A 21,006-nucleotide genomic window follows, 5' to 3' on the forward strand; every position below is an offset into this window, starting at 1 on the left:
GTATATATATATACAATTTTATTAATTGCAGATAAAGGGTATAAGTATCACAATAGTAAAATAGTTTGTTTATTCATCTTTGTTTTGGGTATGTTAAATCCCTATCTGATACAGTCAACAACTCTCTTTTTAACTGATTTATTAGCATCTTGTTTGTTAGTAATATCTTTATTGTATCTATTGACATCAGATTTGAATAAATTATTTAACAGTGCTGTAGTCGCCAGTCTTTTATATTGTGCAGTACTCATAAGACCCTCTAGTGCGATATTTATGATATTATTCTTTTTTATAGCATTATATAGGCTAATAAAATTAAAAGACTTTAAACCAATAAAATTTACAGTAGTAGGCTTATTATTTCTAATTATTTTTTTCCCCCAATTGTATATGAATATAACAAAATTCAATCATTTCACTCCGTTTGTACATGTGAATTTATTTAAATTGCAATCAATATGGGCTACTCAGCACTTAAAATATGCTACAGTGGTAATAGCTGGGGAGGACCCTAGTTTAAGATATTTAACTCCTTGGGCAATAGAGAGTAATATTAGTTTGATGAAGCTTTTTAGTAGCAATTTTATTGTATTTCTTTTAATTTTTTCATCACATATATTTGGTGTGCTTGATTGGGGATATGTGGATACTTACATTAGAAATTTATCGGTGCCATCACGTATTTTACCTTCAATTTTCTTATATATACAATGGTTTTTAATAGGTTTAGGTATACTATGGATGAAGTTGCGAAAACAATTTTCATTTATCACTATTTCTTTAATTATTTCAGCGCTAGGATATACCTTGTTTATAGCTACTACTGCGATAGAATCAAGATTTGGATATCCTATTTACTTAATTCTCTTATTCTTTTCAGGTTTTGGCGTTAAGTATTTACTAGAATCTTTTAGTAGTAAAAAAACAATGTTGTTTATATTTTTATCTTTGTTAGTTACGATTGTTACTTCATTTTTCATTAGTTATTATATTGATTTGCAAACAAATAGGATATTTTGGTTTTAATAAATATACTGATACACATTTCTGGATTTATAAAAGGAGAAGAATATGATTCCATTTCTTGATCTAAAAGAAATTAACATGAGACATGAAAAAGAAATTACACAAAGCATAACTAATTTTTTACACTCAGGCTGGTATATACTTGGAAAGCAAGTTGAAGAATTTGAAAAACAATTTGCAGATTATTGTGGAGTGAAATACTGTATAGGTGTAGCAAACGGTTTAGATGCTTTATCACTTATTATAAGAGCATATGGAATTGGAGAAGGCGATGAAATAATCGTTCCATCAAATACTTACATTGCAACGATATTGGCGATTTCAGCAAATGGTGCGACTCCGATATTAGTTGAACCTAATCTTTTAAGTTTTAATATCGATCCTAAAGCTATTGAGGAAAAAATTACGCCACGAACGAAAGCAATTATGGTTGTTCATTTATATGGTCAGGCATGCGATATGAATCCTATTAATGAGTTAGCCAAGAAGTATGGTTTAAGAGTGTTTGAAGATTGTGCCCAAGCTCATGGTGCAATATACGATGAAAAAAGGGTAGGGAATTTAGGAGATGCTGCTGCGTTTAGTTTCTATCCTGGTAAAAATTTAGGAGCACTAGGTGATGGAGGAGCAATTACTGTAAATGATGAAGAAATTTATCAGCAACTGAAAGCGGTACGAAACTATGGCTCACATCGGAAATATGAAAACTTGTACAAAGGTGTAAATAGCAGATTAGACGAACTGCATGCTGCAGTCTTAAAAGTAAAGCTTAAATATTTGGATGAAGACAATCAAGCTCGAAGAAATATTGCTAAATATTATTCTCAAAACATTGTTAATCCCTTGATTACCCTACCATTAGTTGAACAAGAGGATGATGTATCTCACGTTTGGCATTTATATGTAATTAGAACAGATGACAGAGAAGGTTTACAAACGTATCTTACAAGCCAGGGGATTCAGGCTTTAATACATTACCCAATTCCTCCGCATAAACAAAAAGCGTACAAGGAATGGAATGAAGAGGAATTTCCGATTTCAGAGAAAATTCATAATGAAGTTTTGAGTTTACCAATAAGTCCAGTAATGACGCTAGAGGATGCGGCAAAAGTAGTGGAGGCTTTAAATGAGTATAAAAAAGCGTTTTAGTATTGTCATTCCTATATATTATAATGAATTGAATATTCCTCATACAATTCCAAGGTTAAAGAAGCTGCAAGATTTGGTGCCTAATTATGAGTTGGAATTTGTATTTGTAGATGATGGTTCCAAAGATAAATCTCTAGAATTGTTATTGCTAGAAAGAAAAAAGGATTTGAGAGTTAAAGTAGTGAAATTAAGTAAAAATTTCGGGTCGATGGCCGCAATTCAAGCTGGACTTCATTATGCAACAGGTGACTGTGTAGGCATTATTTCGGCGGATTTACAAGATCCTCCCGAACTGTTTGAAAAGATGATAGATAGTTGGGAAAAAGGTAATAAAGTCATACTTGCCACTAGATCAGGAAGAGACGAAGCATTTTCACAAAAATTATTTTCAAATTCATATTATTTTTTAATGAGACGTTTCGCTCTAAAAGGGTACCCAAACGGTGGGTTTGATTTTGTTTTACTTGATAAGCAAGTAGTAACCGAAATTAATAAAATTGGTGAAAAGAATACTAATATAATGAGTCTAATCTATTGGCTTGGATACTCCCAAGATACAATATCTTATGTGAGACAAGAGAGATCACATGGTAAGTCAAAATGGACATTAAGTAAGAAAATTAAATTGTTCGTTGATTCCTTTGTAAGCTTTTCGTATGCTCCAATAAGAGTTATGTCTGTAGTAGGAATTTTTACTGCAATGCTTAGTTTTTTATATGGCTTATTTGTTATCTATAATGCTTTGTTTGGTTCTATACCACTTCAAGGCTGGGCTTCAATTATTGCTATAATTACATTTTTACTTGGTTTAATAATGGTGATGCTAGGCATAATTGGAGAATATCTTTGGAGAATACTTGATGAGAGTCGGAAGAGACCTGCGTTTATTATAGATCAAGCTTACAGTGAGGATGATTAGATGAGCTACTTTAAGCACGAGAAAGCATTGGTTGAAACTGATAAAATTGGTGATGATACAAGAATTTGGGCTTTTACTCATATTCTTAGTGGTGCTCAAATCGGAAAAAACTGCAACATCAATGATCATACTTTTATAGAAAATGATGTTGTTTTGGGCGATAATGTGACCGTTAAATCAGGTGTGTACATATGGGACGGAGTAAGAATAAGTGATAATGTTTTTATAGGTCCAAACGTTACTTTTACAAATGATTTGAACCCTCGCTCTAAACAATATCCTGTTGAATTTGCAAAGACAATAATTAATGAGTTTGCTTCAATTGGAGCTAACTCAACTATCATTGCAGGTAATAGTATTGGTAGATATGCTATGGTTGGAGCAGGCTCTGTAGTTACTAAATCAATTCCAGATCATACAATATGGTATGGAAATCCTGCTAGAATGAAAGGGTATGTTTGTACTTGTGGTCAAAAATTGAATAACAACAATAACTGCGATGTGTGCTTGAAAGAATATGAAATAATTGATAAACAAGTATTGGAAACTATATAGATGGATTTAATAAAGGTTATGTGGATGAAGAAAACTATTGAATTGTTTAAGTTTGGTTTAGTAGGTCTATTAAATACGATAATTACTTATATATTGTACTTATTTTTATTAGATCATTTTCCATATTCACTTGCGTACACAATTTCATATGTAGCAGGAATTATTATTTCATATTTTTTTAATACTATATTTGTTTTCAAACAGTCTGTATCTTTATCAAATTTTTTAAAATTTCCTGTAGTTTACCTAGTGCAATACTTATTAAATTTACTTTTGATGTTTGTTGTTGTGAATAAATTGCTTATTAATGAAAAAATAGCATTGATAATCTCGATTGCTGTAACATTTCCAATCACATTTGTACTTTCAAAATATGTTCTCAAAAGTAAAAAAGAATAAGTAATGTTCTCAGTCATCATAAATCCTTTTAGTTGAACAGGAGAAATGGAGAACCAATAAATGAACATTATGAAGACAAAACTATCAGGAGTATATTTAATTGAACCTGTAGTTCATGTAGATTCAAGAGGTTTCTTTATGGAAATTTATAACAAGAATTCATTTGAAAAATTTGGATTGGATTATTCATATGTACAAGATAATTTTTCTTCTTCAGATAGAAAAGGTACTATTCGTGGGATGCATTATCAAATGAACCCAAAGGCTCAGACTAAATTAATCAGTGTAATTGAAGGAGAAATTTTTGATGTAGTTGTTGATATTAGGAGAAATTCACCAACTTTTGGTCAGTGGGTGGGTGAGGTTTTGAGCTCTGAGAACAAACGTCAAATTTTAGTGCCTTCAGGGTTTGCTCATGGTTTCTGTACACTAAAAGTTAAAACACAAGTACATTATAAAGTAGACGAGTATTATTCTCCTGAGAATGATCGAGGAATTAGATGGAATGATCCAGAGATTGGTATAGAGTGGCCCACACTAGAACCCATTCTCTCAAAGAAAGATGAAGCTTTACCTTTACTAAAAGAAATTGATATTAATTCACTTTGTTAAATTTTTGTGTAATAAAATCGTTCTGTTAGAACAAAGGTTTAATTTTTTCGGCCTAGGAATATGATTGTATAACAGCCGAATCAAATGTCTTGTAAGAATTAGTTTTGAAATCGGTGAGTTCAGCGCATAAATGGCGGTGGATGTCGATGAAGATAATAGATGTATATTTCTCTGAAATAAAGCTAATTGAACCTAAAGTATTTACAGACTCACGCGGTTTCTTTACTGAGAGCTTTAATTTGAATGAACTAGCTTGCTTGGGGATCAATGTTCAATTTATTCAAGACAACCATTCCCTATCAGTAGAAGCTGGTGTACTTCGTGGGATGCACTATCAACTGTCACCGAAAGCTCAGACGAAGCTAGTTCGAGTAACTGCAGGTGCAATCTATGATGTTGTTGTTGATATACGAGAAGGCTCACCAACATTTGGACAATGGCAAGGTTTTATTCTTAGTGCAGCCAATAAACGTCAGTTACTTGTACCGCAGGGCTTTGCACATGGCTTTTGTACGCTCGTTCCAAATAGTGAGGTTCAGTATAAGGTAGATGCCCTCTACTCCCCCGAACACGACCGTGGCATCGCCTGGAACGATCCGCTACTCGCAATCGACTGGCCGACATCTACTCCGATTTTATCGGATAAGGATGGCAAGCATCCGGTGCTTGCCGATGCGGAAATCAACTTTGTATATGAAGGGTGAGTTAGACTCGTGAAATTACTAGTTACCGGCGGTGCCGGCTTTATAGGCAGCAATTTTGTATTGTATATGATTAAGAACTATCCAAATTATGAAATCATTAATGTTGATGCGCTAACATACGCAGGCAACCTTGAAAACCTGCGCACGATTGAGCAGAATTCTAACTACTCATTTGTGAAAGCAGATATTGCGAAGCGCAGCGAATTGGAGCCTTTATTCCAACAAGGCATCGACGCTGTTATTAACTTTGCAGCAGAATCTCATGTGGATCGCAGTATTTTGCATCCGGAGATTTTTGTACAGACAAACATTCTTGGTACTCAGACGCTTCTTGATCTTACGAAGCAATATAATGTAACTAAATTCGTTCAAGTTTCTACGGATGAAGTGTACGGAACTTTGGGTGAGACGGGACTTTTCACGGAAGATACGCCGATTGCGCCAAACAGTCCATATTCGGCGAGCAAAGCTGGGGCGGATCTGCTTGTCAGAGCTTATCATGAGACATTTGGGCTAAACGTTAACATAACACGCTGCTCTAATAATTATGGTCCATATCAGTTCCCCGAGAAGCTTATTCCATTGATGATTCAGAATGCGCTTCAAGATAAGCCGCTTCCTGTATACGGGGATGGCCTCAATGTCCGTGATTGGCTTTATGTAGAGGATCACTGCAGCGCAATAGATCTAGTACTGCATAAAGGCGTTAATGGTGAAGTTTACAACGTTGGTGGACGTAACGAGCGGAACAATCTGCAGGTTGTTCGAACGATCCTTGAAGAGCTTGGCAAGCCGGAGTCGCTGATCTCCTACGTGAAGGACCGTCTTGGTCATGATCGCAGATATGCAATTGATGCTGACAAAATCCGAAATGAATTAGGCTGGCAACCGAAATTTAACTATGAGGACGGAATCAAGGAAACGATTCGTTGGTACCTTAGCAATACAGAGTGGATGGAGCAAGTTGCTTCCGGCTCCTATCAACAATATTATGATACCCAGTACAAGGATCGCCTGGAGGCGAAAGAATAAAATGTCTACTTTAAAGATCGTAGTTACTGGCGCGAATGGGCAGCTTGGCCGAGAATTGTCACAGTGGACGACGGATACGGCTGAAATTATTGGATTAAGCCGTAGCGAGCTTGATATTACGAGTCTCCCAGCCTGCCGAAATTTATTTGCACTGCATCGTCCTGATGTGGTCATACACTGTGCTGCTTATACTGCTGTAGATAAAGCCGAGTCCGAGCCGGACGAGGCTTTTCGTGTGAATGCAGCTGCAACACGCAATGTTGCTATAGCTGCTCGCGAGATTGGTGCAAAGCTTTGTTATATTAGCACCGATTATGTTTTTGATGGAAGCAGCACAGTCCCTTACAATGAATATGACCAGATTAATCCTCAAACGGTGTATGGAAAGTCAAAATATGCTGGCGAACAAGCCGTTCAGACACTACATGATCGCTTCTATATCGTTCGAACATCATGGGTATACGGGAAGTACGGAAATAACTTTGTGAAGACGATGCTGAAAATGGCTGGAGAGCGAGATCAGCTTAAAGTAGTTGCAGATCAAATTGGATCACCTACCTACACCTATGATCTTGCAGCTTTCTTGCTAGAGCTAGTGCAAACTGATTATTATGGTATTTACCATGCATCCAATAGCGGAGTCTGCTCTTGGTTTGAATTCGCAAATGCCATTTTTGAAGACAGCGGCACCACTATTCTTGTTGAGCCTTGTACGACAGCTGACTTCCCAAGGCCAGCTCCAAGACCTGCATATTCAGTTATGGATCATACTGCTATCCGCAGTAATGGACTTAACATGCTGCGGCCGTGGAGAGAAGCGCTTAACCACTATCTCATAGACAGTGAGTGATATATGTAATGCCAACAGTAAGCGTTTGTATAGTAACTTATAACAGTGCAAAAGACATTCAGAGCTGTTTGCAAGCTGTTTTAAAACAAAGCTTCCCTGTTGAACGCATTGTCGTCATCGACAATGCGTCAACTGATGGAACGGCTGATCAAGTGAAACCTTTTGCAGAGCATGTCCATTTCATAGCGAACACGACCAATAATGGGTTTGCCGGCGGCCAAAACCAGGCTATACGTGAAACATCCACCGATTATGTTCTTGTGTTGAATCCGGATGTTACGCTAGACCCGAATTATTTACAAGAAATTATTGGTTTTATGGAACAAAAGCCGGAGGTTGGAAGTGCAACCGGACGGCTTGTTTTTGCGTCTAATATAGAAGTAATGGATAGCGCAGGACTTGGAATGAAACGAACTCGAAATGCATATGATCTAGCCGCAGGCGACCAAGCAGCGGACTGGAGTAGAACAAGAGCCGTATTTGGCGTATCTGGTGCAGCAGCGGTATATCGAAAGGCTATGATTCGTGATGTCGATTATGATGGCGAATTTTTTGATGAACGCTTTTTTGCCTATAAGGAAGACGTAGATGTAGCATGGCGAGCACAGAAGCTTGGCTGGACCTCATATTACATACCTGAAGCAAACGCAGTACACCATCGAGGCTGGAAAAAGGGAAGCAGGAGCAGCGTTCCGCTGTTTGTACGTCAGCATTCCTATCAGAACCGTTTTTTCACCCTTATAAAAAATGAACCTATCGGTTGGCACTCTCTATTAATAGGGCCGTTGATCCTAGCAACGGAAGCGGTGAAGCTTGGTTATATTATTTTACGTGAGCCAGGATTGTTACGCTGTTGGTCAACTATTTTCAAATCGCTTCCGAGCATGCTTCAAAAACGTAAATGGATTCAGGAAAAGGCAGTTCATAAACGACATACTAAACATTAAATTAATTTTAAATGGGAAAATATGGGGTTCTCCTCCTATCCTATTTTTGGTACAATGCAAATAGAGTCGAAATTTGAGAGAATGCGGGTGAACACGGCGAATGCTAAGGCAAAACCAACGGTTTTTGACGCAATTATATATGCTGGCGGATTTATCCTGCACATTGGTCGTCTTTATGGCCGCGTATTGGCTTAAATTTTATAGCGGTCTGCTGCCAAGCTTTAACTCGGTAGCGTTCTCTACTTATTTACTATGGGGAACGATTTATTCCTTTTCAGCAGTGCTGATCGGTTTTTACTTCCAGTTTTATTCGCCCAAACGACGCAAAAATTATTCCTACGAAGTGCTTCGTATTTTACAGATTCAAACAATCAGCTTTTTAGGTTTACTTAGCTTGTTCTTCTTTACCCGTGAAGTACATATCTCTCGTGAATTTCTAGCCATTTTCTTTTTCATGAATTTTATCGCCATTGCGTCATACCGATATTGGGTCAAATCGATCCTCGCTTCATTTCGTCGTAAAGGCTTTAATAAACGTTTTGTACTTATCGTTGGGGCTGGTTCCGTGGGACGCAGTTTCTATACGAATCTGCAGCAGCACCCGGATCTTGGTTATGAGGTAGTCGGCTTTTTGGATGATTATCAAGATGAGCATGCGCCTGAGCATCAGTATATGAAGCCGATTATCGGTAGGCTAGATGCTCTGAAGCAAAAGCTGGATATGATGCCTATTGATGAAGTCATCATTGCACTGCCGCTTGAAGCGCATGCAAAGTATGCGGAAATTATTGAAATGTGTGAACGAACGGGCGTGAAGACGCTAATTATTCCTGACTTCTTTGATTTGCTGCCGGCTCGGCCATTTTTTGATAATTTTGCAGGCATCCCACTTATTAATGTAAGGGATATTCCACTCGATGAGCTGAGCAATCGAATATTAAAGCGCTGGTTTGATATCGCCTTCTCATTAGTTGCAATTCTTATAACGTCTCCAATCATGTTGTTCGCTATCATAGGGCTTAAGCTGACATCGCCTGGACCGGTATTGTTTAAGCAGGAGCGGATGGGACTCGATCGCAAAACGTTCCATATGTTTAAATTCCGCTCGATGCGTGTATCAACGGATAAAGTATCAGATACACAGTGGACGGTAGAGAACGATCCAAGGCGCACCAAGTTTGGCAGCTTCCTTCGTCGCACGAGTCTGGATGAGCTGCCGCAGTTTTTTAATGTTCTGCTCGGCCATATGAGCGTGGTTGGCCCGCGGCCAGAACGTCCCTATTTCGTGAATCAGTTCAAAGAGGAAATTCCAAAATATATGGTTAAGCATCAGATTAGACCTGGGATAACAGGCTGGGCACAAACCAATGGCTTAAGAGGCGACACTTCCATACAAGACCGTATTATGTTTGATATTTTTTATATTGAAAACTGGACTTTTTTCTTTGATATCAAAATTATTTTCAAAACGGTACTGAAGGGCTTGATTAACAAAAATGCTTACTAACAGCAATTCAGCATGCCGAGTATCGATTATTATTCCTACATTGAATGCAGGGCCAGAGCTGGGAGAGCTATTAGAGCGATTGAAGCATCAGTCGCTTCCACCATATGAAATCATCATTATGGATTCCTGCTCGGACGACGGAACGCAGGAGCGAGCGCTCAAGGCTGGCGCCCAAGTGATGCGCGTTGAACGTCGTGACTTCGATCACGGTGGTACGCGCAACGTTGCAGCGATGCAAGCGCGCGGCGATATTTTGCTATTTATGACGCAGGATGCACTCCCTTGCAACGATAAGCTTATTGAAGAGCTGACTCGCCCACTTTTATCTGGAAATAATGTGGCGTATGCCTATGCAAGGCAGCTGCCGAGACCAGAAGCTAATGTGCTGGAAAGACTGGCAAGGGAACATAACTATCCGGCACAGTCGCAATTGAAAGCTTATGAGGATATTGAGCAGCTTGGGATAAAAACATTTTTTTGCTCCAACGTATGCTCAGCGATTTGGCGTGAGACGTTTGAGACGATGGGACGGTTTCAGGAGCCAGTCATCTTTAATGAGGACTTGTTTATGGCTGCCAAATGCATTTTGACTGGCTATAAGGTTGCTTACTGCGCAGAGGCTCTTGTTTTTCATTCGCATGACTATTCGATAAAGCAGCAATTCAAGCGTTACTTCGATAATGGAATATCTATGCGATGCAATACATGGATCACGCCTTACAGCGCGGTTGGCAAGGCAGGCTCAAAGCTCGTTAAGCTGCAGCTGAATGAGCTCAATCGAACCCGCAAATGGCATCTGATTCCAAAGCTGATCGCTGAATCAGCAGCAAAGCTGATTGGCTATAAGCTAGGCATGAATTACCGTTTACTGCCGCAGTTTATAACAAGAAGGCTTAGCATGCATCGCCTTATCCTTACTCATATCGAAAATAATAATGCCGGCGTGACATTGAAGCAATAATCCACTCACAAGATTTAGTCATTAATCTGCAATATTTCAAGTTCTAAAGCTCGTCCGATTAATAATAATCGGACGAGCTTTTTTTCATGTTATAAGATTTTATAAGAATAGGTATGTAAGCATGCGTTCAAACTAGAGGGACTTGTAAGACTATGTACGGTAAGGAGAAAACGAGGTGTTATTTTAACTATGGGGTTCATTTGGCTGTCGGCAATATTAATCGTATATATTATTCAGCTCGCTGCGGTATTTGTGATGGAGCATCGTCGTCAAGCACAGTTGACTGCATGGCTTCTCATTACATTTATGTTCCCGTTCATAGGCTTTATAGCCTATATCATGCTTGGGAAAGACTTTGTCAGACGCAGGCGTTTGGAACGATTTAAGCAGGAGACTATACGCTATGCGAATCAATTATCCCAGCAGGTTACACAGGCAGCGGATATGGGAAATGAGCAGGTTGAGACACAAAAGAAGCTGTTTGCCATGCTTACTGGCTTAGCTCCGTTTCCGATTACCCGTAATAATGAAGCAATCGTACTGAATAACGGTGATGACACATACGAGGAGATATTGAGAGAGCTGAGGCAAGCGACCCATCATATACATATGGATTATTACACGATTAGAGATGATGAAATTGGCCAACGTTTTTTGCAGGTGTTAACGAGTAAGGCGAGAGAAGGAGTCCAGGTCCGAGTCGTATATGATGGGATAGGAAGCCTGCATTTAAGTGATAAGTATATCGAAGAGCTTCACCTTGCAGGAGTTCGGACAAGCTGCTTTTTACCGCCGCGCATCGCCTTTTTTGACAGAAAATTAAATTATCGCAATCATCGCAAAATCGTTGTAATAGATGGGACCGTAGGTTTTATCGGTGGTATCAATATCGGTGATGAATACTTAGGAAAGGACCCGAAGCTGGGCTTCTGGAGGGATACTCATTTGCGTCTGAAAGGGGACTCCGTATATTACCTGCAGGAGCTGTTCATGAACGACTGGGCCTTCGCGGCAAAAGAAGAGCTGGATGGTAAAGCGTATATGACACCGCATCATTGCCTAGGAAATGAAAGGGTGCTGATGGTCTCAAGTAAACCGGGACAGCATGCTCATAAGATTGACGAGGTCATGTTTGCTGCGATAACAGCGGCTTTGACGAGGATATATATAACGACGCCTTATTTTATACCTGATTCCAGCCTGCTTATGGGACTCAGAACGGCAGCACTCAGCGGGGTAGATGTGAGGTTGATTATACCGGGCATTGCAGACTCCAAGCTCGTGCTGCTTGCCACACTATCCTATATGCAAGAGATGCTGGATGCGGGAGTGAAGGTTTATCGTTATGAGAAAGGATTTATTCACTCGAAGGTGATGATTGTAGATCATATGCTGGCCACTGTTGGAACAGCAAATGTTGATATGCGCAGCTTGCTAAGTAATTTTGAGCTGAACGCAGTGCTTTTTGACGAAGGGACGATTAAGAAGCTGGAAACGGATTTTATGGAGGATATGAAGCATAGCCGAGAATTGGACAAAAAGACCTTTATGAATCGACCGAATCGACAAAAGGCAGCAGAAGCATTACTGCGCATGTTATCGCCGCTGCTGTGAACGATGCATGCTTGACTGCGTTTTCGGGCATATTTTTCGAAGGTGGATAAACCATGTTATTACCGCCGCGAATGCGAAATCGGGCCTACACGGTATACGTATTCGCCAAAACAAATGGGAGGGTGTAACTATGACAGATACTAACGACGAGCAAAAACAAGAGGCGGCAGATCCGAAGCATGAGGGTCGAGAGGATTATTTTATGGATATCGACAGGATGGTAAATGAAGGATTGGGCGGCGGCAATGTAACGCTGCAAAACGGCCTTATTGACGAATCAACAACAGATACGATGGAACGTGAATCCAGATAGCAATAGTTCGATGAATTTATAAAAAAGGAGGGGAGACAGTATGGACGTAGCACGCGCGAAGCAAATATACGAATCTGAACAGACAGTTAAAGTTAATCTGGATGAGGATTTGGTCTGGATTGAAAATGTCGACGAGGCGAATGGGATGGCGACCGTTATGGTCGGCAACAATCCTGTGAACACAAAAACGGTATCCTGTGACCGATTGAAGGAAGAAAGTTAATCGTTACAAGCTAAGCAACAAGCAACTGTACAGAAAAAGAGGCAATCCCAATAATAAATGGGAAAGCCTCTTTTTTTGTTTACCCAATAACCATCTTAACCGCCAAAAGCTTCTCTAAACGCGATACAAAGCTGGTTTCGATCGACTTCCCATAACTCGGCAATTTCAGCGCTGACATTCTCTTCCCACCAGTCGCATTGGACCTTCCGATTGTCTTTATTTTCGTGAACCCAGATCAGGTTGACAATAACCTTTTTAAAATAAAGTTTTTCAGCTTGCTCGATTTTCTCTTTGGATACCCAAACTTTCATGCGCTTCACGGTGCGGTATAGCTCGTTGCTGCAGGCTCTGCGAATTTTACGCGCAGTCGGTAAGCCGGCTGTATGTTTTGGCGCGTTAGCTTTCATTATAGACCGACTCCTCTCTACCCCATATGTATGCGCCCGGGGAGAAGGAGGTCACTCGTTACAGCCGTTTGCCTGCTAATCTACTGTGATATAACCAACCATTGGTCCGCCGTGGCGCATATCAGTATGGGTCAAGCATAAAATAGGATAAGTACCCTCTTTTTTGGCAGTGAATCGTACAACCGTCGTTTTGCCTTTTAGTACTTCTCCCTTAATGCCAAGCCCTTCAATGACAAAGGGATGGCTTGCCCCACTTACACCACTAATATGCAGCTCAGTTAGTTCATCCTTTTGGACAACAATTTGACCCGGATCCCAGCGATACATTTCATGCTCTTTGCCGTCAGCGGTTTGTGACTTGTATTCAACCGTAACAATCTGGAAAATTCGCGGCTCTGACGGTTGTCCATCTACCTCTTTTGAACCGTCCCAGCTTAAGTAAACGCCGGTGAATACGATAAGGACTGCAACTACAATAAACAGTTGAATTTGTCGTTTACTTACAATAAAGACCTTTGACATGAAACGCTCACCTCATCCATTCGTATCATTTAAGGCTAGTCTATGCAGGGGCTTGTCAGCACATGACAAAAGTGGAAGGTTGTCTGTATCGTATGTTAGAATAGCTTCAGCGCAGTAAAAGCAAGCGAAAGCCATATTTTATGCAGGAAGGCGGATTGAGATCAGGAATGGATTTTATTCATGAAGTATTGGACAATGTATTGCAATGGGTAGAGAGTCTAGGGTACTTTGGTATTTTGATCGGACTATTAATTGAAGTTATACCAAGTGAAATTGTGCTCGGCTTTGGAGGTTATCTCGTATACAAAGGGGATATTTCCTTCTGGGGGGCAGTGTTGTTCGGTACTTTAGGTGCAATTGGGCAAAACTGGATTTTATATTGGATTGGCAGATATGGCGGACGGCCAATCGTCGAGAAATACGGTAAATATATAAAGATCAAACAAAAACATGTAGATATTTCTGAAAATTGGTTTAACAAGTATGGCGTAGGCATCGTGTTCACTGCACGTTTTGTCCCGGTAATGAGACAGGTTATTTCCATTCCAGCCGGTATGGCAAGGATGAATTTTGGATTATTTACATTGCTGACTGCACTTGCATCTCTGCCGTGGTCTATATTGTTTATTTATCTGGGCAAATCGCTTGGCGAGAACTGGGATAAAATCGATGAGAAAGCTGCGCCTTATGTACAGCCTGCTATTCTTATCGCAATTGCACTGCTTATTATTTATGTCCTTTTCAAATTTGTACGCTCACGCCGCAAATCGGTATAATAGAACAGTCAACCTTGCATTTTTTCTGATGAGCATCCATTAAATAGACGAAAGAGGGATTCATATGAGCAAAAGCATTGCAGATAAACTGGGCAAAGGGATTAGCCCGCAACAATTTATTGACGGCATGACCAAAAATAAAGAGCAGTTTTTGGATTGGTCGGAAAAGTTCGTTTGGACTGACGAAAGCGACAAGGAATATTTTGAATCGCTTAACAATCGTGATGATCTTCGTGTATTGATCCTGATGGCTGATTGGTGTGGAGATGTTGTACGCAACATTCCTGTTGTATTCAAAGCGCTAGAGAACAGCGGCGTTCCGATTGACGTGCTCATTATGGAAGAGCATCTCGACACGATGGATCAATTTTTGACACTTGGCGGCCGTTCTGTTCCTGTCGTTATTGTTGCGGATACAGGCGGAGCAGTGCTAGGCAAGTGGGGACCGCGTCCTACTCATGTTCAGGAAGCAATGCTCGCGTTCAAAAAAGAAAATCCAGACCGTGAAGCAGCCGACTATCAAGAGAAGCTGGCGATTACAAGACAGGAAATTGGCCGTCGTTATGGAGAAGGAACTGCATATCAATCCGTTATTGTGAAAGAGCTCCGCAATTTGTTGGAGTCATTTTAAACGAATATGAGTGAGAATATGAAGATTGAAACTTTTACATTAGGTCCCCTGCAAACGAATGCTTATCTCATTACGGTGAAGGAGCCTGCAACGGCAAGTGGTGAAGAGGGGCAGGAACGCGGCATCGTGATTGATCCAGGAATGAATCCGCGCAAGCTGATCGAGCGCCTTAAAGGTGTGAAGGTGGAGGCAATTTTATTGACTCACGCTCATTTCGATCATATGGGCGGCGTGGATGAAGTGCGAAAGCTCGCTGACTGTCCTGTGTACATCCATGACTTGGAGGCAGACTGGCTAACGGATCCGCGTAAAAATGGTTCAATGAGATGGCAGGATGTAACGCCTCCGCTCTCAACGGACCCCGCTGAATATGCGCTCGCGGAAGGTCAAACCTTATCGCTGCTTGGATTATCTTTCCGAGTCATGCATACACCGGGGCATTCTCCCGGCAGCGTAAGCTTCCTGCACGGCAACCATCTGTTCTCAGGCGATGTGCTATTCAAAATGTCAGTTGGCCGAACGGACCTGCCAGGCGGACGTGAACGTGATTTATATGACTCCATTCGCTTGAAGCTGTACAAACTAAACCCAGAAGTCATTGTATATCCAGGACATGGCGGACGTACGACGATTGGTTTTGAAATGGCGAACAACCCATATACGGGTGCATGAAGCATGAGGAAGGGGCATGACGTTTGGCGGATACAAAGGTACAGCATTTTACAGATGATGTAGAAGAAAATGCGGGAAAATCGAAATTGACAGTGGAACAGAAAGCTGCCGAAAGTCAGCGAATTATTACTGGAATAGCTGCACAGTTATCGATCCCGGTAACAAAAGTGAAATCTGCAGTAGGCTTGCTCGATGAGGGCAACACCATTCCATTTATCGCGCGTTATCGCAAAGAGATGACGGGTGAGCTGGATGAGAATGATCTAAGAGCAATCGAAGAGAAGCTGCAATATATGCGGAACCTGGAAGAGCGCAAGCGTGAGGTTATTCGTCTAATTGATGAGCAAGGCAAGCTGACTGAAGAGCTGCGTACTTCGATTACCCAATCGGTTAAGCTGCAAGAGATAGAAGATCTATACCGGCCATATCGGCAAAAGCGTAAGACTCGTGCGAGCGTCGCGAAGGAAAGAGGACTGGAGCCACTGTCAGAATGGCTGTGGTCACAGCCGCGCAGCGGAGACCCGCTTGTTGAAGCTGCTCGTTATGTGAACGAGGAAAAAGGTGTACCGACCGCTCAGGATGCTTTAAATGGAGCTTCGGACATCATTGCCGAAAATATTGCCGATGATGCATCTATTCGCGCTTGGGTTCGCAAATTTACATTTGATCAAGCGCTAATCAAGACAGAAGCAAAAAATGCTGCTGAGGAAACGGTATACGAAATGTATTACAGCTATCAGGAGCCGGTTCGAAAACTTCCTCCACATCGTGTTCTTGCGATTAATCGTGCTGAACGCGAGGATGTGCTGCGTGTTGCCTTTGATGTTCCTACGGAACGCATTCATGAGCATATCCAGAGAAAGCTGCTTAGAAACGGGACTGCGCAATCTGTACGCGATGTGCTTATATCGGTTATTGAAGACTCGTATAAGCGTCTTATCTCGCCATCCATTGAGCGTGAGGTTCGTGGCGAGCTGACAGAAAAGGCAGAGGAGCATGCCATCTCCATTTTCTCTGAAAACTTGCGCAATCTGCTGCTTCAGCCGCCCGTTCGCGGCAATATCGTGCTTGGAGTTGATCCGGCTTTCCGTACCGGGTGCAAACTAGCAGTTATTGATGATATTGGCAAGCTGCTGGAGGTCGCGGTATCCTATCCAACTCCTCCGAACAACAAAGTGGCTGAAGCTGAGAAGCTTATCAATGGTTTAATTGATAAATACAAAGTAGAATTGATCGTCATAGGCAATGGAACAGCCTCACGTGAGACGGAGCAATTTATTGCTGACTTAATAGGCAAGCGCAAAGCGGCCGGAGCGGGTGGCGCTGAGCTTAAGTACATAATTGTCAACGAAGCAGGCGCAAGCGTTTATTCGGCCTCTAAGCTCGCTCAGGAGGAGTTTCCGGCGCTAGACGTCGCAGAGCGCAGCGCAGTGTCGATTGCCCGCAGATTGCAAGACCCGCTTGCAGAGCTCGTCAAAATCGAGCCTAAAGCAATCGGAGTTGGACAATATCAGCATGATGTTAGTCAGAAGCGCCTTGATGAGACGCTTGGCGGTGTAGTTGAATCGGCAGTTAACCATGTTGGCGTCGATGTGAACACAGCATCAGCATCTTTGTTGTCCTACGTGGCAGGCATTAATGCTACGATCGCTAAAAATATCGTGAAATACCGTGATGAAAACGGACGCTTCATTAAACGAAACCAGCTGCAGAAGGTACCGCGTCTTGGCGCAAAATCTTATGAGCAATGTATTGGTTTCTTGAGAATTGCTGAACCAGTCAATCCTCTAGACAGCACGCCGATTCATCCGGAGTCTTATGATGTTGTAGACAAGCTGTTTAGTGAGATGGGCCTTAGCCTTAAGCAGTTAGGCTCAGAAGAGCTAAGAACGAAGCTTGCGGAGCTAGACGCAGATCGTATCGCACCAACGCTTGGCGTGGGCGTACCAACTTTGCGGGACATCATGGATAGCTTGCTTCGTCCGGGTCGCGACCCGCGTGAAGAGCTTCCTCCTCCGATTTTCCATACTGATGTACTGAATATCGAGGATCTGGCTCCAGGAATGGAGCTTCACGGGACGGTGCGGAATGTCATCGATTTTGGTGCTTTTGTCGATATCGGCATCAAAAATGATGGACTCGTTCATATTTCACAGCTTAGCGATAAATTCGTTAAACGTCCGATGGATGTTGTATCTGTCGGTGATACGGTGACGGTATGGGTGCTTAGTGTCGATTCGAAAAAAGGCCGAGTAAGCTTGACGATGCGCAAGCCTAACTAACGGTTTCCATATATAAAGGGCTTGCCTGTTAGGAGGCAAGCCCTTTATAATTTAACAAGTGCATGGGCATCGCCTACTACCCTACAAAAGGAGTGAGATGACTATGAAGACAGAAAAGGCAAGCGGATCGACCCATTCAAAATGGTTTGGACTCGCTTTGCAGGCACTCGTTATTTTATCGCACAAATCAGAATGTTATCCAAGTGCGGCTATTGCAGGCTGCTTGAACTCGGAAGCAACACAATTGCGGAAAGTGCTGGCTAAGCTGGCTGCTGGGCAGTTGATTGAAACAAGAGAAGGCCGTGATGGAGGTTATAGGCTGAAACGCCCTCCAGAGGCGATATCGCTCGCTGAGGTGTACATTGCTCTCAAAGTAGGAGAACCTCTCTGCAACGGCATGCTGGATACAATCAGCCTGCATGATGCTGGATTGAATATGAAATCAGCATTCATGGATATTGCAAATGAGATTGAACAAAATACGATCGAAACACTGCAGCAGTCTACAATTGCGCAGCTTGCTCAAAAAACATTGCCTAATTCTTCTTAAAAAGTAATTAAATTTACTAAAGTTAGTCGATTGACAAAAGTATCGACACGACCTATACTGTGTATATAAATGTTACAGTTTATCTTTCATTAACTGTGACGTACGAAGCACAGTATATTCGCGAGATTAACTGAGTAGAATCTTGCACAGATAAATAATTTTCCTTTGGAGGGAACCATATGACAACAACTCAAAGCAATTCACAAGAAACTCAAACGAATGAACAATTGAATGCAACTTTCTTTGATGTTTTAAATAGCCGTCGTTCTGTACGTGAATACGACAGCAGTGCAGTAATTTCTGAGGAAGAAATCAGAGACATTCTTGCAACTGCGATCAAAGCGCCATCTTCATCGAATATGCAGCCTTGGCGTTTTCTCGTTGTAACTGATCCTGAATTGAAGCAAAAGCTGCTTCCAATCGCATTTAACCAAAAGCAGGTTGCTGCTGCATCAGCCATTGTTATTGTTCTAGCTGATTTGGAAATGTACACGTTGTCCGAAAAAATTTATGGATCTGCGATTGAAGCAGGTTTCATGACTGAAGAAGTGGGCAACAACTTTATTGCGAATTCTACGAAAATGTACTCAGCTTTGCCAGCAGAGCGCTTGAAAGAAATCGTTGTATTTGACACAGGCCTAGTGGCGATGCAGCTTATGCTGACAGCTCGTGCTAAAGGGTATGATTCCGTTCCTATGGGCGGATATAACCGTGATCAAGTGATGGAACTGTTTAATATTTCGGATCGTTATTTGCCGACATTGATGCTTCCAATCGGCAAAGCAGCAGTAGAAGGCCGTGAAACGACTCGTCTATCGGTTGATGATGTTACATTTTTTAATAAATTTTAATTTATCGATAACCAAACAATAACAAAAAAAGCGACCCTCAGATAATGGGGGTCGCTTTTGTTATTCTAACGATAAGTAATTAGGAGTTCGCCTTTACATTCTGCATTAATTCACCGTTTAAACGAGCTAATCCCTTAAAAGTATGGCAGCAGCCGTATACGGTTATGTGGTTGGGCAGTGATTCATTACTGAAATTCGGTGAATTCGGTTCCGGTGCCATCTTCCTTTGAACCTTGTTTGTTGCGGTAAAAATACCAGCAGTCATTAAGCAGCTTAATTTGTCTGCGGTCTTTTTTTTGAAATGCACGCATCATTTGATTGCACAGCCACTGTGGCATACCTATCGTACTCCTTCCCCAGGCCTAACTTGTTGTAATACTACAATATGGGGAAGGGCGTGTGTCCGTGCAGGTCCTACCTATATACTCTGTTCTTCTTCATACTCTTCGTACCACTGTTCAAGCTGAGCTTGCAGGGCGCGAATTTCTGTTAGAAGCGAAATAAGCGGATAGGACTTCTCTTGTACGCCGGCAAAATCCTTCTCAAGGCTGTTAATGTAATCCAGGCCTGAGATGATTTTAATGGAAGTATCATGAAGCTCAACATCGTTGCACTCTGCTACAGCATAAGGCAATACTGGAACATGCTCTGCCGTTAGTTTGTCAATTTCTTTATGAAGCCGGAGGTTAAGCGCGCTTAGCTGATAAGCGTGCGATTCAGGCATTTCCACGAAAAAGATGATGTCATTTTGTTTCAATAGGACGTAGCGCATAGTTGCCATAATAATTATTGATCTCCCCTTTAGTTTGTTACCGTACATATACTGTAAATTTTCTGCACATTTAATAATTCCTACTTGACAGTGTAGCCTATGCCAGCTTTAAAATTCAAGTAGTTGGGGGAGAATAATGAATGAATAATGAGGCGCTTCAGCAATGGGTTGAGCATATTTCAATAACCTTTTTTAATCGTCCGTTTTTACATCAAGCTACATTCAACAGCCGACTTAAAGCAACAGGAGGACGCTACTTTACAAGGTCCCATAATATTGAGATCAGTCCTCATCAGCTTTCGGCTTTCGGGCATGAAGAAACTGAGAAAATTATTAAGCATGAGCTTTGCCATTATCACTTGCATATATTGAAGCGGGGATACCAGCATCGTGATATTGAATTCAAACAGCTGCTGGCTCAGGTAGGCGGCTCACGCTATTGTCAGTCCTTGCCTGAACGCGCGCAGCGTAAGCAGCAGCCATTTCGGTACAAGCTTATTTGTACCAAATGCGGGATGGAGTATCTGCGCAAAAGGAAGATTGATCCGGCTAAATACGCTTGTGGAAAATGTCGCGGAAAATTAGTGTTAAAAGTGATTGACAATCAAAGTAGTACATGATATATTATTACTTGTCACTTTTACTTTTCCCTGATAGCTCAGTTGGTAGAGCACTCGACTGTTAATCGAGTTGTCACAGGTTCGAGTCCTGTTCGGGGAGCCAGATTTGGAG

At 41.5% G+C, this 21,006-nt stretch carries 26 protein-coding genes and 1 tRNA gene; 23 read left to right on the forward strand and 4 right to left on the reverse strand.

What is annotated here, in order from left to right; all coding sequences use genetic code 11:
- From BK120_RS35660 to BK120_RS33630, 15 genes are all read left to right on the forward strand, one after another.
- Positions 1–1,026 (forward strand): hypothetical protein (locus BK120_RS35660; protein WP_179089954.1); only part of this gene is annotated, 1,026 nt, incomplete at its 5' end.
- 45 nt (positions 1,027–1,071) lie between these two features.
- Entirely contained in the window at positions 1,072–2,175 is a 1,104-nt protein-coding gene (locus BK120_RS33565) for a DegT/DnrJ/EryC1/StrS family aminotransferase (protein WP_076271812.1), read from the forward strand.
- Positions 2,153–3,094, forward strand: coding sequence for a glycosyltransferase family 2 protein (locus BK120_RS33570; protein ID WP_076271813.1), 942 nt, complete (start codon positions 2,153–2,155; stop codon positions 3,092–3,094). The genes BK120_RS33565 and BK120_RS33570 overlap by 23 nt, the downstream gene beginning before the upstream one ends.
- Positions 3,095–3,649 (forward strand): acyltransferase, encoded by a 555-nt coding sequence (locus BK120_RS33575; RefSeq protein ID WP_076271814.1) that lies wholly within the window; start codon positions 3,095–3,097, stop codon positions 3,647–3,649.
- 24 nt (positions 3,650–3,673) lie between these two features.
- Positions 3,674–4,048: a GtrA family protein gene (locus BK120_RS33580; protein WP_256711108.1), complete on the forward strand. Its 375-nt coding sequence runs from the start codon at positions 3,674–3,676 to the stop codon at positions 4,046–4,048.
- Positions 4,049–4,108: 60 nt separating this feature from the next.
- Positions 4,109–4,660 (forward strand): dTDP-4-dehydrorhamnose 3,5-epimerase, encoded by a 552-nt coding sequence (gene rfbC, locus BK120_RS33585; RefSeq protein WP_076271815.1) that lies wholly within the window; start codon positions 4,109–4,111, stop codon positions 4,658–4,660.
- 146 nt (positions 4,661–4,806) lie between these two features.
- On the forward strand, positions 4,807–5,364 hold the full coding sequence (rfbC, locus tag BK120_RS33590) for a dTDP-4-dehydrorhamnose 3,5-epimerase (protein ID WP_076271816.1): 558 nt from the start codon (positions 4,807–4,809) through the stop codon (positions 5,362–5,364).
- 9 nt (positions 5,365–5,373) lie between these two features.
- Complete coding sequence (gene rfbB / locus BK120_RS33595) at positions 5,374–6,396, forward strand: dTDP-glucose 4,6-dehydratase (RefSeq protein ID WP_076271817.1); 1,023 nt, start codon at positions 5,374–5,376, stop codon at positions 6,394–6,396.
- Between the two features lies 1 nt (position 6,397).
- Positions 6,398–7,246, forward strand: coding sequence for a dTDP-4-dehydrorhamnose reductase (rfbD, locus tag BK120_RS33600; RefSeq protein ID WP_076271818.1), 849 nt, complete (start codon positions 6,398–6,400; stop codon positions 7,244–7,246).
- Between the two features lie 8 nt (positions 7,247–7,254).
- Positions 7,255–8,193, forward strand: coding sequence for a glycosyltransferase family 2 protein (locus BK120_RS33605; protein ID WP_076271834.1), 939 nt, complete (start codon positions 7,255–7,257; stop codon positions 8,191–8,193).
- 100 nt (positions 8,194–8,293) lie between these two features.
- A complete protein-coding gene (locus BK120_RS33610) occupies positions 8,294–9,700 on the forward strand; it encodes an undecaprenyl-phosphate glucose phosphotransferase (RefSeq protein WP_076271819.1) in 1,407 nt (468 codons plus the stop codon).
- Positions 9,690–10,661, forward strand: a complete 972-nt coding sequence (locus BK120_RS33615; RefSeq protein ID WP_076271820.1) for a glycosyltransferase family 2 protein — start codon at positions 9,690–9,692, stop codon at positions 10,659–10,661. The genes BK120_RS33610 and BK120_RS33615 overlap by 11 nt, the downstream gene beginning before the upstream one ends.
- 189 nt (positions 10,662–10,850) lie before the next feature.
- Positions 10,851–12,275, forward strand: coding sequence for a cardiolipin synthase (gene cls / locus BK120_RS33620; protein ID WP_076271821.1), 1,425 nt, complete (start codon positions 10,851–10,853; stop codon positions 12,273–12,275).
- A 130-nt stretch (positions 12,276–12,405) separates the two neighbouring features.
- Complete coding sequence (locus BK120_RS33625; protein WP_076271822.1) at positions 12,406–12,588, forward strand: hypothetical protein; 183 nt, start codon at positions 12,406–12,408, stop codon at positions 12,586–12,588.
- Positions 12,589–12,628: 40 nt separating this feature from the next.
- A complete protein-coding gene (locus BK120_RS33630; RefSeq protein ID WP_076271823.1) occupies positions 12,629–12,811 on the forward strand; it encodes an H-type small acid-soluble spore protein in 183 nt (60 codons plus the stop codon).
- A 95-nt stretch (positions 12,812–12,906) separates the two neighbouring features.
- On the opposite strand, the gene BK120_RS33635 is transcribed toward BK120_RS33630, so the two are convergent.
- Both BK120_RS33635 and BK120_RS33640 read right to left on the reverse strand, forming a co-directional pair.
- On the reverse strand, positions 12,907–13,218 hold the full coding sequence (locus tag BK120_RS33635; protein WP_076271824.1) for a dehydrogenase: 312 nt from the start codon (positions 13,216–13,218) through the stop codon (positions 12,907–12,909).
- 75 nt (positions 13,219–13,293) lie between these two features.
- Positions 13,294–13,740 carry a cupredoxin domain-containing protein gene (locus BK120_RS33640; RefSeq protein WP_076271825.1) on the reverse strand — a complete coding sequence of 149 codons (447 nt, stop codon included), beginning with the start codon at positions 13,738–13,740 and terminating at the stop codon, positions 13,294–13,296.
- A gap of 167 nt (positions 13,741–13,907) precedes the next feature.
- Between BK120_RS33640 and uptA the strand changes: the two genes are divergently transcribed.
- The 6 genes from uptA to BK120_RS33670 all read left to right on the forward strand — a co-directional run bounded on the left by uptA (position 13,908) and on the right by BK120_RS33670 (position 19,502).
- Complete coding sequence (gene uptA, locus BK120_RS33645; RefSeq protein WP_076271826.1) at positions 13,908–14,516, forward strand: undecaprenyl phosphate transporter UptA; 609 nt, start codon at positions 13,908–13,910, stop codon at positions 14,514–14,516.
- Positions 14,517–14,580: 64 nt separating this feature from the next.
- On the forward strand, positions 14,581–15,147 hold the full coding sequence (locus BK120_RS33650; protein WP_076271827.1) for a thioredoxin family protein: 567 nt from the start codon (positions 14,581–14,583) through the stop codon (positions 15,145–15,147).
- Positions 15,148–15,165: 18 nt separating this feature from the next.
- Positions 15,166–15,819: an MBL fold metallo-hydrolase gene (locus BK120_RS33655; RefSeq protein WP_076271835.1), complete on the forward strand. Its 654-nt coding sequence runs from the start codon at positions 15,166–15,168 to the stop codon at positions 15,817–15,819.
- A 23-nt stretch (positions 15,820–15,842) separates the two neighbouring features.
- Positions 15,843–18,101 (forward strand): Tex family protein, encoded by a 2,259-nt coding sequence (locus tag BK120_RS33660; RefSeq protein ID WP_076271828.1) that lies wholly within the window; start codon positions 15,843–15,845, stop codon positions 18,099–18,101.
- A gap of 103 nt (positions 18,102–18,204) precedes the next feature.
- A complete protein-coding gene (locus BK120_RS33665) occupies positions 18,205–18,651 on the forward strand; it encodes an RrF2 family transcriptional regulator (RefSeq protein ID WP_076271829.1) in 447 nt (148 codons plus the stop codon).
- Positions 18,652–18,830: 179 nt separating this feature from the next.
- Positions 18,831–19,502: a nitroreductase family protein gene (locus tag BK120_RS33670; protein ID WP_076271830.1), complete on the forward strand. Its 672-nt coding sequence runs from the start codon at positions 18,831–18,833 to the stop codon at positions 19,500–19,502.
- Positions 19,503–19,687: 185 nt separating this feature from the next.
- Here BK120_RS33670 and cmpA read toward each other — a convergent pair whose 3' ends face one another.
- Both cmpA and BK120_RS33675 read right to left on the reverse strand, forming a co-directional pair.
- Positions 19,688–19,840, reverse strand: coding sequence for a cortex morphogenetic protein CmpA (gene cmpA / locus BK120_RS35080; RefSeq protein ID WP_144376923.1), 153 nt, complete (start codon positions 19,838–19,840; stop codon positions 19,688–19,690).
- 80 nt (positions 19,841–19,920) lie between these two features.
- Entirely contained in the window at positions 19,921–20,283 is a 363-nt protein-coding gene (locus tag BK120_RS33675) for a hydrolase/acyltransferase (protein ID WP_076271831.1), read from the reverse strand.
- A gap of 131 nt (positions 20,284–20,414) precedes the next feature.
- Here BK120_RS33675 and BK120_RS33680 point away from each other — a divergent pair, with 131 nt between their 5' ends.
- Entirely contained in the window at positions 20,415–20,894 is a 480-nt protein-coding gene (locus BK120_RS33680; RefSeq protein ID WP_076271832.1) for a SprT family protein, read from the forward strand.
- A 27-nt stretch (positions 20,895–20,921) separates the two neighbouring features.
- Positions 20,922–20,997: transfer RNA gene (locus tag BK120_RS33685), tRNA-Asn, on the forward strand.
- Positions 20,998–21,006 lie beyond the last annotated feature (9 nt).

The sequence above is a fragment of the Paenibacillus sp. FSL A5-0031 genome (genome assembly GCF_001956295.1).
GTDB lineage: Bacteria > Bacillota > Bacilli > Paenibacillales > Paenibacillaceae > Pristimantibacillus.

What these genes read in the sequence shown, in the direction of transcription:
- cmpA (WP_144376923.1), bottom strand. Translation starts at nt 19,840, where the DNA reads ATGCCACAGTGGCTGTGCAATCAAATGATGCGTGCATTTCAAAAAAAA.
- uptA (WP_076271826.1), top strand. Translation starts at nt 13,908, where the DNA reads ATGGATTTTATTCATGAAGTATTGGACAATGTATTGCAATGGGTAGAG.
- BK120_RS33670 (WP_076271830.1), top strand. Translation starts at nt 18,831, where the DNA reads ATGACAACAACTCAAAGCAATTCACAAGAAACTCAAACGAATGAACAA.
- BK120_RS33610 (WP_076271819.1), top strand. Translation starts at nt 8,294, where the DNA reads ATGCTAAGGCAAAACCAACGGTTTTTGACGCAATTATATATGCTGGCG.
- BK120_RS33565 (WP_076271812.1), top strand. Translation starts at nt 1,072, where the DNA reads ATGATTCCATTTCTTGATCTAAAAGAAATTAACATGAGACATGAAAAA.
- cls (WP_076271821.1), top strand. Translation starts at nt 10,851, where the DNA reads ATGGGGTTCATTTGGCTGTCGGCAATATTAATCGTATATATTATTCAG.
- BK120_RS33615 (WP_076271820.1), top strand. Translation starts at nt 9,690, where the DNA reads ATGCTTACTAACAGCAATTCAGCATGCCGAGTATCGATTATTATTCCT.
- BK120_RS33655 (WP_076271835.1), top strand. Translation starts at nt 15,166, where the DNA reads ATGAAGATTGAAACTTTTACATTAGGTCCCCTGCAAACGAATGCTTAT.
- rfbC (WP_076271816.1), top strand. Translation starts at nt 4,807, where the DNA reads ATGAAGATAATAGATGTATATTTCTCTGAAATAAAGCTAATTGAACCT.
- BK120_RS33650 (WP_076271827.1), top strand. Translation starts at nt 14,581, where the DNA reads ATGAGCAAAAGCATTGCAGATAAACTGGGCAAAGGGATTAGCCCGCAA.
- BK120_RS33605 (WP_076271834.1), top strand. Translation starts at nt 7,255, where the DNA reads ATGCCAACAGTAAGCGTTTGTATAGTAACTTATAACAGTGCAAAAGAC.
- BK120_RS33640 (WP_076271825.1), bottom strand. Translation starts at nt 13,740, where the DNA reads ATGTCAAAGGTCTTTATTGTAAGTAAACGACAAATTCAACTGTTTATT.
- rfbC (WP_076271815.1), top strand. Translation starts at nt 4,109, where the DNA reads ATGAACATTATGAAGACAAAACTATCAGGAGTATATTTAATTGAACCT.
- BK120_RS33675 (WP_076271831.1), bottom strand. Translation starts at nt 20,283, where the DNA reads ATGGCAACTATGCGCTACGTCCTATTGAAACAAAATGACATCATCTTT.
- BK120_RS33625 (WP_076271822.1), top strand. Translation starts at nt 12,406, where the DNA reads ATGACAGATACTAACGACGAGCAAAAACAAGAGGCGGCAGATCCGAAG.
- BK120_RS33580 (WP_256711108.1), top strand. Translation starts at nt 3,674, where the DNA reads ATGAAGAAAACTATTGAATTGTTTAAGTTTGGTTTAGTAGGTCTATTA.
- BK120_RS33630 (WP_076271823.1), top strand. Translation starts at nt 12,629, where the DNA reads ATGGACGTAGCACGCGCGAAGCAAATATACGAATCTGAACAGACAGTT.
- BK120_RS33635 (WP_076271824.1), bottom strand. Translation starts at nt 13,218, where the DNA reads ATGAAAGCTAACGCGCCAAAACATACAGCCGGCTTACCGACTGCGCGT.
- rfbD (WP_076271818.1), top strand. Translation starts at nt 6,398, where the DNA reads ATGTCTACTTTAAAGATCGTAGTTACTGGCGCGAATGGGCAGCTTGGC.
- BK120_RS33570 (WP_076271813.1), top strand. Translation starts at nt 2,153, where the DNA reads ATGAGTATAAAAAAGCGTTTTAGTATTGTCATTCCTATATATTATAAT.
- BK120_RS33575 (WP_076271814.1), top strand. Translation starts at nt 3,095, where the DNA reads ATGAGCTACTTTAAGCACGAGAAAGCATTGGTTGAAACTGATAAAATT.
- BK120_RS33665 (WP_076271829.1), top strand. Translation starts at nt 18,205, where the DNA reads ATGAAGACAGAAAAGGCAAGCGGATCGACCCATTCAAAATGGTTTGGA.
- BK120_RS33680 (WP_076271832.1), top strand. Translation starts at nt 20,415, where the DNA reads ATGAATAATGAGGCGCTTCAGCAATGGGTTGAGCATATTTCAATAACC.